The organism is Streptomyces sp. NPDC052225 (assembly GCF_040679615.1).
Lineage (GTDB): Bacteria > Actinomycetota > Actinomycetes > Streptomycetales > Streptomycetaceae > Streptomyces.
Window position 1 is genome coordinate 266018 of the sequence record NZ_JBFAVD010000006.1, and the last position, 15359, is coordinate 281376.

The following is a 15359-nucleotide window of genomic DNA, read 5'->3' on the forward strand; positions in this document are numbered from 1 at the left end:
CTGCCGTTTCGATCAAGTGCTTTGCACGCGCGCAGGGTGCTCCGAGGGCCCCGCCGAACCATTTGGGCAACAGTCCTTACTAGACTGCTCGCCATGGCCACGCCCAAGCCGACCCTGGAGATGCTGCGCGCGCTCACCGACGAGAACGTGCTGCGCGCCCTCATGGCCGAGCCCCGGCTGACCCGCGCGGAGATCGCCGCGCGCACCGGCATCTCCAAGCCGACGATCTCCGACAGCGTGCAGCGCCTGAGCGCGGCGGGCCTGCTCGTCGACACCGGCGAACGCACCACGGGACGCGGCCGCGTCGGCTCCTACTACGCGCTGGCACCGCACCTCGGCGCCGCGCTCGTCGTCACCGTCACCCAGCACCGGGTGACGGCGCAGACCGTGGACGCGCTGGGCCGCGTACGGGGCCGCGAGGACCTCGCTCTCGGTCCGGGCGCGGGGGCGCGGGCGGCCGCCGCCGCGCTCGCCGGCGTCGCGGGCCGCCTCGCCGAGCGGACCCCGGGCGGTCTGCGTACCGCCGTGGTCAGCGCCGCGGACCCCGTCGACCGCGGCACGGGGCGGCTCGTCCGGCTGCCCGACGCACCGTTCCTCATCGGCGACCTCGACCCACCGGCCGCCCTCGCCGCGCACGTCACCGGGACCGTCCACGTCGACAACGACGTGAACTGGGCGGCCCGCGCCGAGCACGCCGCCGGCCACGCCCGCGGCACCGACGACTTCGTCTACCTCCACCTCGGCGAGGGCCTCGGCGGCGCCGTCGTCGGCGACGGGTCGGTGCGCCGCGGTCACCACGGCTTCGCCGGCGAGATCGCCCACGTATGGACCGTCGGCCCGGACGGTACGGCGATGCCACTGACCGAGGTCTTCGCCGCGCTCGGCCTGCGCAAGCCGGACTCGACGGCGATCGACGTCACCGCGCTGCGGACCCGGCTCACCCCCGGCGAGGCCGGAGCCGACGCGACGCGCACCGCCCTGGCGCGCGCCATCGGCCCCGTCCTGGAGGCGGCCGTCGCCTTCGCCGACCCGCGCATGATCGTCCTCGGCGGAGCCTGGGGCCCGGACCTGGCCGACCCGGTCGCCGAACGCCTCGCCCGCAGCCCGCGCCCCGTCCCGGTGACCGCCGCGACCCTGACCGACCCCGAACTGACCGGGGCGCGCACCCGGGCGGTCGACGAACTGCGCCGCCTGGTCGTGGAGTTGACGCGGCCGGCGGACCGCACACGGCATCCACCCGCCACCCCGCACCCCCGCCCGACCACCCACCACCGCACCCAGGACGCACCGTGACCACGCACCACCCCCAGGACGCCCGGCCCGCCGCCGACGCACCCGACATCCGGCTCATCGTCACCGACATGGACGGCACCCTCCTCGACGCGGACGGCCGCATCCCCGACTCGCTGTGGCCCCTGCTCGCCGAACTGAACCGGCGCGGCATCGTCTTCTGCCCCGCCAGCGGACGCCAGTACGCCACCCTCGCCGACCAGTTCTCCGCCGTGGACGAGGGCGGCATGGTCTACATCGCCGAGAACGGCACGTACGTCGTCCGCGGCGGCGCCGAAGTCAGCTCCGACCCGCTCGACCCCGCCGTCGCCGCATGGATCGTCAAGGCCGTACGCCAGCTGAACGACGAGGGCGTCGACGTCGGCGCCGTCGTCTGCGGCAAGAAGTCCGCGTACGTGGAACGCGCCGACGAGGCGTTCATGACCGAGGTGCGCAAGTACTACCACCGGCACCTGATCGTCGACGACGCCACCGCCGTCGACGACGACATCCTCAAGGTCGCCCTCTTCGACTTCGGCAACGCCGAGCGCACCACCGCCCCCGCCCTCGAACCGCTCAGGGACTCCCAACAGGTCGTCGTCTCCAGCGAACACTGGGTCGACATCATGAGCCCCACCGCCAACAAGGGCGTCGCCGTGCGCGGCCTCCAGCGCGCCCTCGGCGTCACCGCCGCCCAGACCATGGTCTTCGGCGACTACCTCAACGACCTCCAGATGATGGACGAGGCCGACCACTCGTACGCGATGGCCGGCGCCCACCCCGACGTCCTGCGACGCGCCCGCCGCACGGCGCCGCCGCACACCGAGAACGGTGTCGTCCGTACGATCCGGCAGGTCCTCGGGATGCCGCCCGTGCAGTGAGGCTCAGTGGCCGGCGACGAGCTTCACCGCGACGACACCCGCCCCGATCACGGCGTTGAGCGCGGCGGTGACCAAGCAGCCGAACAGTCTCGCCCCGGCCCGCCGCCCGCCGACGAACCCCCAGCCCGCGAGCGCCGCGACCTCACTGCCCACCGAGATCCAGAGCGCGGTCGTGAGGTGCAGCGCCCCGAGCGCCGACACCCCGATCAGCAGCAACGGACCGGCGGCGGACGTCAGCAGGGGGCTGCTGACGAACAGCGTGTGCCGGATCTCGGGCAGCCGCGGCATGCGCCCGTGCGCCACCGGATGGGCCTGGAGATCGGCGACCAGCGTGGCCAGCCACAGTCCGAGCGCGGTGACGGCGACCGACACCGCGGCGATCAGATGCGTGGGGCGCCCGCTCTGCGCGAGGCCCACGAGGACCGCGAGCAGCGTGATCGAGGCGTAGATCCGTTCTTTGAGCCGCTCGCGCACCAGGTCGGCGTGCTCCTGGACCGCGGCCGGCGGTGACATGCCCTTCGTCATGGCCGCACCCTAAGCGGGTCGGGGGACGTACGAGCGCGACCCCGGCCCGCGCGGAGCGCCGCCGGCCCCGTGCCCGCCCGGCCCGGCTGGCTGGTCCATCTTCTGAGGGAGGGTGTCAGGTGTGTGGGGTGCAGTGGACGGTGGTGTGGTGGAGGGAGTTGTTGGTGAATCCGCCGTGGTTCCAGGGCGGGTCGAGGGGCTGGGTGTTGCCGTGGGTGTCGGTGGCGCGGGCGGTGATGCTGTACAGGCCCGGGGTGGGGTTCCAGGAGGTGTGCCAGGCCTGCCACGCGTGACTGTCCGCAGGGCGGGGAGTGACGTGGGCGTCGTGCCAGGTGTGGCCGTGGTCGGTGCTGACCTCGACGCGGGCGATGGGTCCGTGCCCGGACCAGGCGCGTCCGTGCAGGGTGGTGGGGCCGGGGCGGAGGGTGCGGGCGCGGGTCATGAAGTCGGGGAATCCGGGTGGGACGAGGAGTGCGCGCGGTGCGATCCGGGTGACGGGGCGGCCGGGGTCGTCGGGATCGTCGGGCCGGTCGCGGTAGCGGTAGGCGACGGCCTGCTGGTATCCGGTGAAGGGGGTGTCGACGAGGGTGATGCCGCGCAGCCATTTCACGTGTGCCATCCCGTACCAGCCGGGCACGATGAGCCGTAGCGGGAAGCCGTGTTGGGGCGGCAGGGGCCGCCCGTTCATCGCGTAGGCGAGGAGGACGTCGGCGGGCAGAGGCAGGGGCAGGCTGCGCTGGTAGTCCTGTTCCACGCCCCGCTCGATGCCGTGGTCCGCCCCGGTGAACACCGCTTCGACCGCGCCCGGGCGGACGCCGGCCTGTTCGAGGACGGTGCGCAGCGGTACGCCGGTCCACTGGGCGCATCCCACGGCTTCGACCAGCCAGGGCTGGCTGATGGGCCGGGGGACGAGCAGGGCGCGCCCGTTGCCGGCGCATTCCATGACGACGTGGTGGGTGACGGAGGGCAGGGACCGGAGGTCGTCCAGGCTGAGGCTCAGTTCGGTGCGGACCTGGCCGGTGACCGACAGCTGCCAGTCCTCGGCGCGGGCGGCGGGGATGTCGTAGTGGACGAGGATGTAGTGCAGTCCCGGCGGAGTGACGTCGTAGCGCAGGGCTTCGAGGGGCAGACCGTGGTTGCGGGTGGCCAGGGCGAGTTCGTCCAGGGTGATGTCGTTACGCGGGCCCACGGGTGAGTGGGGCGCGGCGGGTGAGTGGGGCGCGCCGGGTGAGGCTTTTGGTGTGTTTAACGGGTTTTCCATTCCTTTATCGTCGCGCTGGGGCGGCGTGGTCGGCTAGGCGTGGGGCGGGTTTACGCGCGGACGTACGGGCCTCGTCCTCGCCTGTCGCCGCCTGTGCGGCCACCGGCGAACGCGGCGGCCGCATGGCTCAGGTCGAGGGAGAGTCGAGAAAGAGGGGCAGTCCACGTCCTGCGGTCTTGCTTGGTCTCTGGCGGCACGGAGTCGGTGACGGGGGCCGGCGCCCCGGACGGGGCGGGGCGGCGGGCTCGTCGGGCGAGGCTCACGGACCGTCATGACCTGTCAGGGACTGCCGGGGGTTCGGGTGAGGTGGTCGAGCTGTGCTGCCAGGGCGGGATGGGTCGCGGTGAGGTGGGGGCGGGTCGCGTCGAGGGGAGCGAGGAGCTCGGCGGGGTCGTCGTGCGCGAGGGCCGTGTGGAGCCGACCGAGGGGGGCGCGGGCGGCGGGCGGCAGGTCGGTGAGGGCGGCGATCTGGCCGGCGATGCGGCGCAGGTCGGCCGCGTGGTCGCGGGCCCAGGCGGTAGTGGCGCGTGCGGCGGCACGGCGCTCGCGGGTGGCCTGCACGCGCTGCTCGCCGGTGGTCCCCGCGGGGCCTGGGCGCCCTCGCAGGTAGCGGCGTTCGGCGGCCTGACGGCTGGCGACGCCGAGCGGGTGGGCGAGGTCGGCCCAGCTGGCGCCGGCGTCGCGGGCCGTCTCGATCAGGCCGGTCTCCCAGACGGCGAGCTGCTCACGGACCTGCCGCAGCAGCAGCAGCGAGGCCAGCGCCTGCTCGGGCCCGGGGGAACCCGGGGTGTCCGGGGTGTCCGGGCGGTCCGGGCGGTCCGGTGATGCCCGCTGGGCATCCCGCAGTGCGTCGTCTATGGCGTGCAGGGCCGCCGCGGCGGCCAGGAACGACGCCGGACGGTGGTCGTGCGTGCCGCTCGTGGGCGGCTGTTCGGCTCCGGTCACGGGTTCGACTCCCCCTGCACATCGCTTGTCATCTTCTCGACGACATCATGTTTGTCATCCATTCGATGACATGTTACAACGGTGTCAGTGAAGCGCATTGGCAGCAACTGCCCGACCTGCTGGAGGTGTTCTCACGATGTTGATGCGCACTGACCCCTTCCGTGAGCTGGACCGCCTGGCGCAGCAGCTGACCGGCCCGGGTACCTGGACGCGCCCGTCGACCATGCAGATGGACGCCTACCGCGAAGGCGACCAGTACGTGGTGGCCTTCGACCTCCCCGGCGTCAGCGCGGACGCGATCGACATCGACGTCGAGCGGAACATGCTGACCGTCAAGGCCGAGCGGCGCCCGGTGGCCAAGGGCGACGATGTGCAGATGGAGCTGTCCGAACGGCCGCTGGGGGTCTTCTCCCGCCAGATCGTGCTCGCCGACACCCTCGACACCGAGCACATCCAGGCCGACTACGACGCGGGCGTGCTCACCCTGCGCATCCCGATCGCCGAGCGCGCCAAGCCCCGCAAGATCACCGTCGGGGCCGGGTCCGGCCGCAAGGAGATCTCCGGCTGACACCGGTCGCACAGGCGCGGAGCGCCGGCACCCGGTCTCTCCTCCCGCCGCGCGCTCCGCACCCCGCCACGGCCCGAACCTGTCTCCGGTCCCGCGTCCGAAAAGACCAGGGCCGACGGCCGGCACATTTCCGCGGTACGAAGTCCTCCTCGACCCCATCCGGGAACGCGGCAAGCACCGGCCCGCCGGGGGAGACCGACCACGCGCACCTCACGGCACGCACGCCCGCCCAAGGCATTCCCGCGGATCCAAGTGCAGCCCGCTGCCGACCGCCGTCCCGAAGCCTTAACCCCTGGCTCCCGACGGGTTCGTCCGTGTGCCCGCCGCGTGGACCGAAGACCGTGCCGAGCAGTCCGCGGCCCGGATCGCCGGCGCCGCGCCCGCTGCCCCCGCCGTCGCGTTGGTGGTGCCGGTGAGCGGACCCCTGCTCCCGCAACCCGCCGGATACAACCTGCTCCTCGGCCACCCCACGCGACACCCGCACCCCCAACACCCGCTCCACACACCACGAAAGGGAAACCACCGCTGTGATCTCCGACCCGTACGCGCTCGCTCCGCAGCAGGGCGAGAGGGATTACGAGCAGATGCTGGAGAAGGTCCGTTACGAGGGCGCCTACCCCACGCGCGAGCGAGCCGACGAAGCCGTCCGCCTGGTACTGGCGGGCCTGGGCCGCCAGCTGACCGGCGACGAGCGTGTCGACCTGGCCCGCCGCCTTCCCAGAACGGCCGCCCGCATCCTGACGGAGCAGATCCCCGACCCCCAGCCCCTGACCGGATGGGCCTTCGTCAAGGATCTCGCGGCCCGCAGCGGGGCTTCCCCGGCCACGACCCGCTGGGACACCGGCTCCGTCTTCTCCGCCGTCGCGGCCTGGGCCGGCCCCGACCTGATCACCCGTATCCTGGCCCAACTCCCCACCGGCTACCCGCTGTTGTTCGGTCGCGCCGAACTCGCCCCGGCGGCGTAACCGCCCATCCGGCCCGCAACACGCTCTGCCGCCCGCCCGGTGCGCAGGCGACCGGCAGGTCATCGCCTGCGCACGGCACCCGACAGGGCTATGGCCCTGCCCGGAGCCGCGCATCCCTCGCGCAACGGCCACGCGCGCGCGACCGCGTGCAGCGTGCCGAACTGCCAGGCAGTCCACGACAGCCGGCTCAGCGCCAACTGCACGACAGCGGAGCCGACCGAGCCGGAGGCGGAAGACCAGCCCTGGCGCGAGTTTCGCCGCGGGCCGAGGCCGATTCGAGTCCTGCGCGGCCACCCGCGCCGGGCGTCACCGCGCAGCGGCCCGCGCCTCCCCGAAGCGAGCGGCCCTGGAGAGCCGACCCGCCTCAGCCCCGCTTGACCGTGACCCCTCCGATCAGGCCCCACGCGTCGATCCGAACCGTCGGGCCGCCGGGCTTGCTCGGGCCTGCGTCGTTCACGCCGCCGAGGCGGATGCCGTGGACCTCCACGCGGACGTCGGGGCGGACCTTCAGGCTGACGCCGCCGAGCAGGCTGAGCTTGGTGATGCGCAGTTCGGCTCCGTCGGGGATCTCGATGTCGCTGAGGTCGACATCGGCGCCGCCGATCAGCGACGCGGTCAGCGTGCGCTGGTGCAGCGTTTCGCCCTTGAGCCGGTGACCGCCGATCAGGCTCACCTTGATGTCGGTCTTCTGCGGCCCGTTTCCGTCTGCCTTCTTCGTCATGGGAGGAACGGTACGGACGGAGGCGGACGTTCCTCAGTGTCCGTGTGCATCGCTTCCGTATGACAACTGTCATACCCGCAACGGCGAAGGCCCGCCCCGGTTGGCCGGCCGCGGCGCGATTCCGGCGGTGCCGAATCCGGATAGCCGCGACCCACGGTCCCATCGAGGAAGCCGTACGGGAATTCCTGGCGTGACGCCCGGCCCCTGGTCGAAGGAGCGGACCATGGCCAAGCAGAAGGAGAAGGATCCCTCTCAGGGGACGCGGTCTCGTAGCGCAGCCACGGCCAGGCCGCAGGGGAACAGAAACAAGTCGTCATGACGAAAGAAGAGCGAGCGAAGAACGCGGAGAAGACCCGCGGCGAGTTCCGCACGAAGAAGGGCGACCTCACGGACCGCGATCTCGCCCACATGCGCAAGGCCGTCGGATACGTGCATCGGCACCTCGCGCAGCGCCCGTCGGGAGACGTCACCGAGATCAACTGGCTTTACTCGTTGACGAATTGGGGTCACGGCCCCGCCGAGTGACCCACGCCGTCCGCCGGGGCATCGCTCCTGCGACGACAGGGCGACGGCTCGAAGGCGCGCGTCTCCGCACTGCTCGTAGACCTCGGGGTTGACCGGGGTCGCGCCGTTGCCCGTGGGCCCGTCTGTCCGTGGGCGGAAGCGGGGATGGTCCGGACCGCGCCCGTGCCGAGGTCCTTGCCGGGGCCGTCGACGGTCGGGTTCGGGGAGTCATTGACAACCCCCGCCTTTGCCCGGATCGTTGGAGAGCGCTCTCCCGACGGGCGCTTGGGGGGGGGCGAGCGTGACCGAAGAAGAACGCGAGCGGCTGCTCGACAAGCTGGACCTCGCGCAGAAGGTGCGCCTGCTGGCGGGAGCCACCACTTGGCGCACGGTCGCCGAGCCGGCCGTCGGCCTGAGACCCATGGTGATCTCGGACGGGCCCGTGGGCGTGCGCGGGGAGTCCTGGGACGAGCGGATCGCCTCGGTGCTGCTTCCCTCGCCGTCGGCTCTCGCGGCGATGTGGGACGACGAACTCGTGGAACGCCTCGGTAACCTGCTCGCCGCCGAAGCGCGACGCAAGGGTGTCCACGTCGTCCTCGCTCCCACGCTCAATCTGCACCGCTCGCCCCTGGGCGGCCGCCACTTCGAATGCTTCTCCGAGGACCCAGAACTGGCCGCCCGGGCCGGCGCCGCGCTGATCCGCGGCATCCAGGCACACGGCGTCGCGGCGGCCGCGAAGCACTACGTCGCCAACGACTCCGAGACCGAACGGCTCACGGTGGACGTCCGCATGAGCGAACGCGCCCTGCGGGAGGTCTATCTCGCACCGTTCGAAGCCGCCGTCACGGCCGGAGTGCGAGTCGTCATGGCCGGTTACAACAGCGTGGACGGGGCCACGATGACGGAGAACCCCCTGCTCGCGGAGCCGCTCAAGCGGAGGTGGGGCTTCGATGGCGTCGTCGTCTCCGACTGGGGCGCCGTGCGCTCCACCGTGGCCTCGGCGCTCGCCGCGCACGATCTGGCGATGCCGGGACCGCAGACGTCCTGGGGGCCCGCTCTGGTGCGGGCCGTGCAGGAAGGCGCCGTGCCGTCGGCGGTCGTGGACGACAAGGCCCGCCGGGTGCTCAGGCTCGCCGACCGGGTGGGTGTGCTCGGTCCACCCGGTCGCGACCAGGGCGGCCGCACGGGCGTCGACGACGAGAGGGCGCTGCTGCGCCGGGCCGTCGCGGCCGGCTCGGTACTCCTGAGCAACGACGGCGTCCTGCCGCTGGACCCGGCCGCACCCGGGACGGTCGCGGTGATCGGAACGCACGCCGTGCGCCCGAGGGTCCAGGGCGGCGGCAGCGCGGGCGTCCACCCCCGCCACGTCGTCACCCCTCTGGACGCCCTGGGTGAGGCGCTGGGGGACACGGCCCGCGTGCTCCACCTGCCCGGGCCCGACCCGGGTGTGGGGCCGCTGCCGCTCGACGACGGCCTGTGCCGGGATCCGCGCAGCGGCAGGCCGGGTGTGCTGGTGCGCGCGCTCGACGCGGACGGCGGCGAGCTCTTCGCCGAACACCGCCTCTCCGGAAGGCAGTTGGAGCCTCCGATTCCTCCCGGCACCGAGTGCGTCGAGGTCAGTGCAGTGCTGACGCCCACGGTCGACGGCGTATGGACCTTCGGAGTGGCGGGGTTCGGCCGTATGACCCTCACCGTCGACGGCCGTCCGGTCGTGGACGGCACGTTTCCCCGCGAGACGGACGACCCGGCCGTGGTCCATGTCGATCCGCCCGGCCGGCACGGGCGCATCCGGCTGTCCGGCGCGCGGGACGTGCAGATCGTGGCCCGCCGGGAGTTGGACCACGACAGCGGCCGGGCCGTCGTGGTCACCGCCGAGCCGCCCGCACCGCCCGCGGACACGGCGATCGCCGAGGCGGTCGAGGCCGCACGCACCTGCGACTCGGCCATCGTGTTCGTCGGGACCACGCCGGACAGCGAGTCGGAAGGACGCGACCGCCAGGAACTCGCTCTGCCGGGGCGCCAGGACGAACTGGTGCGGGCCGTGGCGGCCGCGAATCCGCGCACCGTCGTGGTCGTCAACGCGGGCAGTCCGGTGGAGCTGCCCTGGCGCCGGGAGGTGGCGGCCGTCCTGCTGTGCTGGTTCCCCGGCCAGGAGGCGGGGTCCGGACTGGCCGATGTCCTGTTCGGGGCGGCCGAGCCGGCGGGTCGCCTGCCGACCACCTGGGCCGCCCGCCTCGCCGACGCGCCGGTGACCGGGACACGGCCCATCGGCGGAGTCCTCGACTACGACGAGGGTCTGCACATCGGCCACCGCGCCTGGCTGCGTGCGGGCACCGAGCCCGCCTACTGGTTCGGGCACGGCCTCGGCTACACGACGTGGGACCACGAGCGACTCGACGCCCCCGCCGCCGTCGACGACGACGTGCCCTGGACGGTCCGCGTCCACGTGCGCAACACGGGCCCGCGCAGAGGACGCGAAGTGGTGCAGGTGTACCTGGCCAAGCCGGGCTCCGCGGTGGAGCGTCCCGTGAGGTGGTTCGCCGGCTTCGCGGCCGTGGAGGCCGACCCCGGTGAGCGGGTCACCGCGGAGATCGGGGTCTCCCCGCGCGCCCTGCGGCACTGGTGCGAGGCCGAGGCCGCCTGGCACGTCGAGCCCGGCGTGTGGCACGTGCTGACCGGGCGGTCGGCCGGCGACCTCGGACTGACCGCGACCGTGCTGCTCCGCCGCCGGAACGCCTGATCTGGAGAGCGCTCCACGGCCAGGCACCGGCAGGTAGGGTACCGGCCATGACGGCTCAGCTTCCGACGCTGGAGGATGTCGCCCGGGAAGCGGGGGTCTCGCGTGCCACCGTCTCCCGGGTCATCAACGGCGTACGCAACGTCGATCCCGCGATCCAGGAACTGGTCCGGGGCGCGGTCGAGCGCACCGGCTACCGGCCCAACCGTGCCGCCCGTTCCCTGGTGACCCGGCGGGCCGAGACGGTCGCACTCGTCGTCTCCGGTGCGGGGGACGACGAGACCGAGGGGGAGCAGTCCGCGTTCGCCGCACGTGTCTTCGCGGACCCCTTCTTCGGTCGCGTGGTCAGCGGCGTGATCGGCTATCTGCGACCGCGTTCGACGCACCCGGTGCTGATGTTCGCCGAGTCCCGGGACTCACGTCAGCAGGTGGTGGACTACCTGCGGCACGGCAACGCCGACGGGGCGCTCATCTTTTCCACGCACGCCGAGGACCCGCTGCCCGCCCTGCTCGCGCGCGACGGCCGACCGTGCGTGCTCTTCGCCCGCCCGGCGTTGAGCACACCGGTGAGTTATGTGGACGTCGCGCACGGCGACGGGGGCCGACTCGCCGCCGAGCACCTGCTGGCCCGGGGGTGTCGGCGTGTCGCCACCGTGACGGGGCCCCTCGACCTGCCGGCCGCCCAGGACCGGCTGGCCGGTTTCCGCGATGCCATGGCGCGCCACGGACACCCGTACGTCCCCATCGCCGAAGGCGGTTTCACACTCGAGAGCGGTGCGGCGGCGACCGACCGGCTGCTGGCCGAGCATCCGGATCTCGACGGGATCTTCGCCGCCAACGACCTGATGGCACAAGGGGCTTGCCAGGCGCTGCGGGAGCGGGGCAGGACGGTACCCGACGACGTGGCGGTGATCGGTTTCGACGACTCGATCACGGCGACCACCTGTCGCCCCCCGCTGACCACGATCCGCCAGCCCATGGAAGAGATGGCGGCCGCGATGGCCCGCATCCTCCAGGAGCACATCGAGGGCACCCGGACGGAACCCACATCGGTGATCTTCGAGCCGGAGCTCGTGGTGCGGGAGTCGGCGTGACCGTGCCCGCCGCAGACGTGGCCCGAGCGGGCGGTGTCGCCCGGCATGGGGATACTGACGACCTGTCTGGTCTCGTCGGCGCCGTGCACGCGGCGATGTCGCTGATCCGGGGCCCGGACGGGTCTCGACGACCATCACGCTGAGCTGCTCGGCGCCGGGGGAGCGGCTGTGCTCCACCGACGCCCGACCTCGTGATCTGGAGCGCAACTCCTGCCGTACCGCCGAGGTGGCGGTCCGCCTTCTGCGACAGGACGGCCTCATCGAGGGGCCTGACGCGCCCTGCCAGAACCAGGGTCCACCGGTGGCGGCGTGGATCCGGGCCGCCACGAGCCTCCCCTGCACCCGCGCGGCCGGGGCCTGTCCAGGAAGTGCGCCTGGGCGGGACTCGTCGACCACACGCTTCGTGCCTTCGAGCTGCTGACGACGTCCGAGAGACTGCGCGCGACGACCGCGCCGCGCCCCGGCGCGCAGTGAGCCCGCCCCGCACCGTGTCTGCCGGTGCGGGGCGGGCCGGGTGCGAGGCCGGTGCGATCAGGGAAGCCGGTAGTCGGTTCCCAGCGCGGCGCCCGCCTCGGGATGTGTCTGGTCGTAGCCCCGGGCGTCGCACTGCAGGCCACCGACGACGCAGTGCTCGACGAGGGCCTTGAGCGTCGGCTCGTCCCACGCGTTGAAGAAGTCGTAGTGGAACGAGTAGCCGCGGCCGCTGGCGAGGTGCACCTGCGACATGTCACCGTCCACCGGGAACGCCATCTTGAACTCGATCATGGGCAGGGCGACGGGGTGGCTCGCCGGGCAGACGTTGTCGTTCGTGCCCGCCTTCACGACCGGATAGGCCATGTGGCTCTGGTGGCCGGGCGTGTCGAGGTACCGGCCGTCCCAGCAACTCGGCGCCTGCATGCGGATGTTGAGCTGCGAACCGGTGGGGCAGTTCTGCGGGAAGTCGATGTTCTTGAAGCTGTCGCCGCACTCCCAGCCCTCGACCCATCCCGGGTGCGCGCGGAACTCCTGGGCGCTCTGCATGGGACTGCCGACGACGAAGCGCAGGCCCTTGGGGAACGGACGCACACTGGTGTAGTCGGTGACGCCGGCCTTGTAGTAGATGGTCTGCGGGCCGGTCGGCAGGACCTTGCGGTCCCCCTGGAAGAGCGAGGGCATCCAGTACGCCGACGCGTCGCCCGGCGCCTTGCAGGTGGTGTCGCCGCCGATGAGCGAGGCCTCGGTGCTCTGTGCGTCGGTCGAGGTGTTGCCCATGAACGTGTGGTCGTGGGACTTGCCGGGCTGGCCCGGGTAGACGATGGGGTCGTCGGGCGCGGTGTGCGTCACCGAGCAGTTGGCCTGGAACTCGTGGAAGTAGCGGGGAGCGGGTTCCCGGTCGGACGGGGTCACGCCCGTCACCGGCGGATTCGCCGGTATGTAGCCGTCGCCGTCCGGGTCGTCCCCCGAGGGCGCCGTGGAAACCGCCATGGTGTGGCCGCTGTGGGCGACCGGTGCCGGAACGCCGGCGGAGGGCGGGTCGGCGACGGCCGTGATCGAGCCGACGCCGATGAGGGTGCTCGCGAGAGCCCCGCCGACGAGTAACGCGGACAAGCCTCTGGAACGTCGTTTCACTTGGACCTCCTTGTGGGGGGGGGCAGGGGATGCGGGCCGGCTGCTCAGCTGTAGACGCCGAACTCGTGGAGCGAGTAGCCCCAGGCGGTGCCGCGGGCGGTCAGCTGGAGCCGGACATGGCGGGCGGTCGTCGACACGTCGAGGGTGTCGATGTCTCCGTTGCCGGAGGTGGTGGAGTACACCGAGCGCCAGGTGGAGCCGTCGTCGGAGACCTGCACCTCGTAGGACTTGGCGTAGGCGGGGTCCCAGTTCAGCTGGAGCCCGCGGATCGCGGTGGGCTCCTTGAGGTCGACCTGGATCCACTGCGGATCGCTCCAGTCGCTGGCCCAGCGCGTGTCGGGGTCGCCGTCGGTCGCCTTGGCCGCCGTGCACGGGCAGTCTCCGTACTCGGCCTGGTACGAGGACGCGGTCGTGGGCTTGCCGAGGGCCACGTTCGTGCCGCTGACCGGCGGTGCGACGACCTTGACGGACTTGGTCTCGATCCCGGCGTTCCCCTTTCCGTCCCTGGCCTCGATATAGACCTTCCACACGCCGAGCTTTGCGGGAGCCGTCACCGCGAAGGTGCCGTTGCCGGTCGAACGCCACTTCGCCTCGACGAGCGCCTTGTCCCCGCCGGCGTAGTTCCCGCTCAGGAAGATCTTGTATGCGATCGGGTCGCCGTCCGGGTCGCGGACGTCGGCGCGCACGGTGAACTCCCCGCCGGCCGGCGCGGCCGATGCCGGGGACACGGCCATGTCGCTGATCACCGGCGGCGTGTTGTCGCCCGCGGTCGAACCCGCGTACGCGCGCTTGACGGCGTAGTACGACAGCCGTTTGAGGCCGCCGGACAGGACGTTGAACCAGACGCCGCCGAAGTCGTGTTCGGTGCCGTAGTGGAAGAGGGTGGCACCCAGCGCGACGCCCTTGTGGCCGGTGACGCAGTTCCAGGCCTTGGTGTAGCCGTCGGCCTTCTGGACGTCGGTGGGCTCGTCGGGGATGCCGTTGGCGTCGTCGGGGACTTCCCACTCGCCGGCCGGACCGCCCTCGGTGATGATGTAGGGCTTGGTGTAGCCGCCCGACTCCCAGTCCTTCTGGACGTTGCAGATGTCGCCGTAGGAGTTCATCGCGTACAGGTCGAGGTCCGGTGCGTTGCGCTTGTAGTACGGCCAGGCGCCGGTCCAGGCGTCGGTGGAGGTCACCGGGTGGTCGGGATCGATGGAGTGGATCTTTTTGGCGACGTCGTTCACGAACGTCGTATAGGCGTTGCGCTGCGTCTCCAACTCGCCACCGCTGTAGCAGTTCTGCAGGCCGAGTACGGACTCGTTGCCGACGTTCCACATCAGCGTGCCCGGGTGGCTCTTGTAGGTGTCGACCCATTTGGCGAACTCGGTGAGCATGTTGTTCTTGTACGTCGTGTCCGTGACGTAGTTGACGCAGCCGCCGCTGCCGGGACCGCCGCCGGGCTGCAGCCAGAAGCCGTTGATCACGCGGATCCCGTTGGCCGCGGCCGCGTCGAGCAGAGGCTTCGACGAGCTGTCGGTGCCCCAGGTACGCACGGTGTTGACGCCCATGGACTTCAGATCGGGCATGTAGGTGGGAGCGTCCGCCATGGCCGGGCCCCAGGTGAATCCCTTGACGGTGTACGGCTGCCCGCCCACCTGGAGCTGCCAATTGCCCTGGGCCCCGGTCACCTTGACCGCTCCGCCGGCCGGCGGGGGAGTGGTGTCGTCGGGGGAGCCGTACACCTGGAACTCCCACAGCGAATATCCGTAGCCGCTCGATCGGGCGGTGCCGAGCATGCGGACGTAGCGGCCCTCGCCGGAGACGGCGAGGTCGTCGGTGCCGCCGTCGCCGCTGGTGACGGTCTTCAGCGTGCGCCAGTCGGTGCCGTTGTCGGAGGCCTGGATCTCGTAGGACTTGCCGTAGGCGGACTCCCAGGTGAGGACGACGCGGCTGAGGTCCGCCTTCGCGCCGAGGTCGACCCGGAGCCACTGGGAGTCGGTCCACTGGCTCGCCCACCGGGTGCCGGTGAGATTGCCGTCGACCGCTGCCGCCGCCGAGTAGCCGTCGCCCTCCTGCGAGGAGGCCGTGGCGGGTCTGCCCTGGGACAACAGGGTGTCGGCCGCAGCTGCGCCCGGTGCGGTGATCACGGTGAGGGAGGACGCCGACAGCGCGCCGAGATTGACGAGAAGCGTCGCGATTCGCGGGCGTCGGAACCTGCCGACTCGCGAGTGTCGGGACATGACAGGGGGTCTGAACACGGGGTCTCCTGGCGGGGGTGGGCGGCGTGCGGGAGGGGGCG

The 15359-nt window shown here is 72.1% G+C and carries 13 protein-coding genes and 1 pseudogene; 8 read left to right on the forward strand and 6 right to left on the reverse strand.

The window, feature by feature from the left end; genetic code table 11:
• Positions 1-93: 93 nt before the first annotated feature.
• Both AB0L37_RS12345 and AB0L37_RS12350 read left to right on the forward strand, forming a co-directional pair.
• A complete protein-coding gene (locus tag AB0L37_RS12345; protein ID WP_365503430.1) occupies positions 94-1293 on the forward strand; it encodes an ROK family transcriptional regulator in 1200 nt (399 codons plus the stop codon).
• The gene (locus AB0L37_RS12350) at positions 1290-2150 is read left to right on the forward strand and encodes a Cof-type HAD-IIB family hydrolase (protein ID WP_365503433.1); all 861 of its coding nucleotides are present in this window, start codon (positions 1290-1292) and stop codon (positions 2148-2150) included. Before AB0L37_RS12345 ends, AB0L37_RS12350 begins: the two co-directional genes overlap by 4 nt.
• Positions 2151-2153: 3 nt before the next feature.
• Here the strand turns inward: AB0L37_RS12350 and AB0L37_RS12355 are convergent, their stop codons facing one another.
• The 3 genes from AB0L37_RS12355 to AB0L37_RS12365 form a co-directional block, all read right to left on the reverse strand.
• Complete coding sequence (locus AB0L37_RS12355; protein ID WP_365503436.1) at positions 2154-2675, reverse strand: hypothetical protein; 522 nt, start codon at positions 2673-2675, stop codon at positions 2154-2156.
• Positions 2676-2790: 115 nt separating this feature from the next.
• Positions 2791-3864 carry a sulfite oxidase gene (locus AB0L37_RS12360; protein WP_365503439.1) on the reverse strand — a complete coding sequence of 358 codons (1074 nt, stop codon included), beginning with the start codon at positions 3862-3864 and terminating at the stop codon, positions 2791-2793.
• Between the two features lie 351 nt (positions 3865-4215).
• A complete protein-coding gene (locus AB0L37_RS12365) occupies positions 4216-4881 on the reverse strand; it encodes a type III effector protein (protein WP_365503442.1) in 666 nt (221 codons plus the stop codon).
• A 136-nt stretch (positions 4882-5017) separates the two neighbouring features.
• On the opposite strand from AB0L37_RS12365, the gene AB0L37_RS12370 reads away from it, so the two are divergent.
• The gene (locus tag AB0L37_RS12370) at positions 5018-5449 is read left to right on the forward strand and encodes an Hsp20/alpha crystallin family protein (RefSeq protein WP_365503445.1); all 432 of its coding nucleotides are present in this window, start codon (positions 5018-5020) and stop codon (positions 5447-5449) included.
• A 584-nt stretch (positions 5450-6033) separates the two neighbouring features.
• On the forward strand, positions 6034-6414 hold the full coding sequence (locus tag AB0L37_RS12375) for a DUF2267 domain-containing protein (protein WP_365503640.1): 381 nt from the start codon (positions 6034-6036) through the stop codon (positions 6412-6414).
• Between the two features lie 364 nt (positions 6415-6778).
• On the opposite strand, the gene AB0L37_RS12380 is transcribed toward AB0L37_RS12375, so the two are convergent.
• Complete coding sequence (locus AB0L37_RS12380; RefSeq protein WP_365503447.1) at positions 6779-7135, reverse strand: hypothetical protein; 357 nt, start codon at positions 7133-7135, stop codon at positions 6779-6781.
• 366 nt (positions 7136-7501) lie between these two features.
• Here AB0L37_RS12380 and AB0L37_RS12385 point away from each other — a divergent pair.
• From AB0L37_RS12385 to AB0L37_RS12400, 4 genes and pseudogenes are all read left to right on the forward strand, one after another.
• Positions 7502-7660 (forward strand): annotated as a pseudogene (locus tag AB0L37_RS12385) (DUF3140 domain-containing protein); the annotation flags it as partial.
• A gap of 280 nt (positions 7661-7940) precedes the next feature.
• Entirely contained in the window at positions 7941-10379 is a 2439-nt protein-coding gene (locus AB0L37_RS12390) for a glycoside hydrolase family 3 C-terminal domain-containing protein (protein WP_365503450.1), read from the forward strand.
• Between the two features lie 47 nt (positions 10380-10426).
• Complete coding sequence (locus AB0L37_RS12395) at positions 10427-11470, forward strand: LacI family DNA-binding transcriptional regulator (RefSeq protein ID WP_365503453.1); 1044 nt, start codon at positions 10427-10429, stop codon at positions 11468-11470.
• Between the two features lie 309 nt (positions 11471-11779).
• Entirely contained in the window at positions 11780-11944 is a 165-nt protein-coding gene (locus AB0L37_RS12400) for a hypothetical protein (protein WP_365503456.1), read from the forward strand.
• Between the two features lie 57 nt (positions 11945-12001).
• Here the strand turns inward: AB0L37_RS12400 and AB0L37_RS12405 are convergent, their stop codons facing one another.
• Together AB0L37_RS12405 and AB0L37_RS12410 are read right to left on the reverse strand one after the other, a co-directional pair.
• Positions 12002-13078 carry a DUF1996 domain-containing protein gene (locus tag AB0L37_RS12405; RefSeq protein ID WP_365503642.1) on the reverse strand — a complete coding sequence of 359 codons (1077 nt, stop codon included), beginning with the start codon at positions 13076-13078 and terminating at the stop codon, positions 12002-12004.
• Between the two features lie 44 nt (positions 13079-13122).
• Positions 13123-15300 (reverse strand): discoidin domain-containing protein, encoded by a 2178-nt coding sequence (locus AB0L37_RS12410; protein ID WP_365503459.1) that lies wholly within the window; start codon positions 15298-15300, stop codon positions 13123-13125.
• Positions 15301-15359 lie beyond the last annotated feature (59 nt).

Coding starts and splice junctions, on each gene's coding strand:
- AB0L37_RS12345 (WP_365503430.1), top strand. CDS start 94: ATGGCCACGCCCAAGCCGACCCTGGAGATGCTGCGCGCGCTCACCGAC.
- AB0L37_RS12355 (WP_365503436.1), bottom strand. CDS start 2,675: ATGACGAAGGGCATGTCACCGCCGGCCGCGGTCCAGGAGCACGCCGAC.
- AB0L37_RS12370 (WP_365503445.1), top strand. CDS start 5,018: ATGTTGATGCGCACTGACCCCTTCCGTGAGCTGGACCGCCTGGCGCAG.
- AB0L37_RS12375 (WP_365503640.1), top strand. CDS start 6,034: ATGCTGGAGAAGGTCCGTTACGAGGGCGCCTACCCCACGCGCGAGCGA.
- AB0L37_RS12380 (WP_365503447.1), bottom strand. CDS start 7,135: ATGACGAAGAAGGCAGACGGAAACGGGCCGCAGAAGACCGACATCAAG.
- AB0L37_RS12395 (WP_365503453.1), top strand. CDS start 10,427: ATGACGGCTCAGCTTCCGACGCTGGAGGATGTCGCCCGGGAAGCGGGG.
- AB0L37_RS12410 (WP_365503459.1), bottom strand. CDS start 15,300: ATGTCCCGACACTCGCGAGTCGGCAGGTTCCGACGCCCGCGAATCGCG.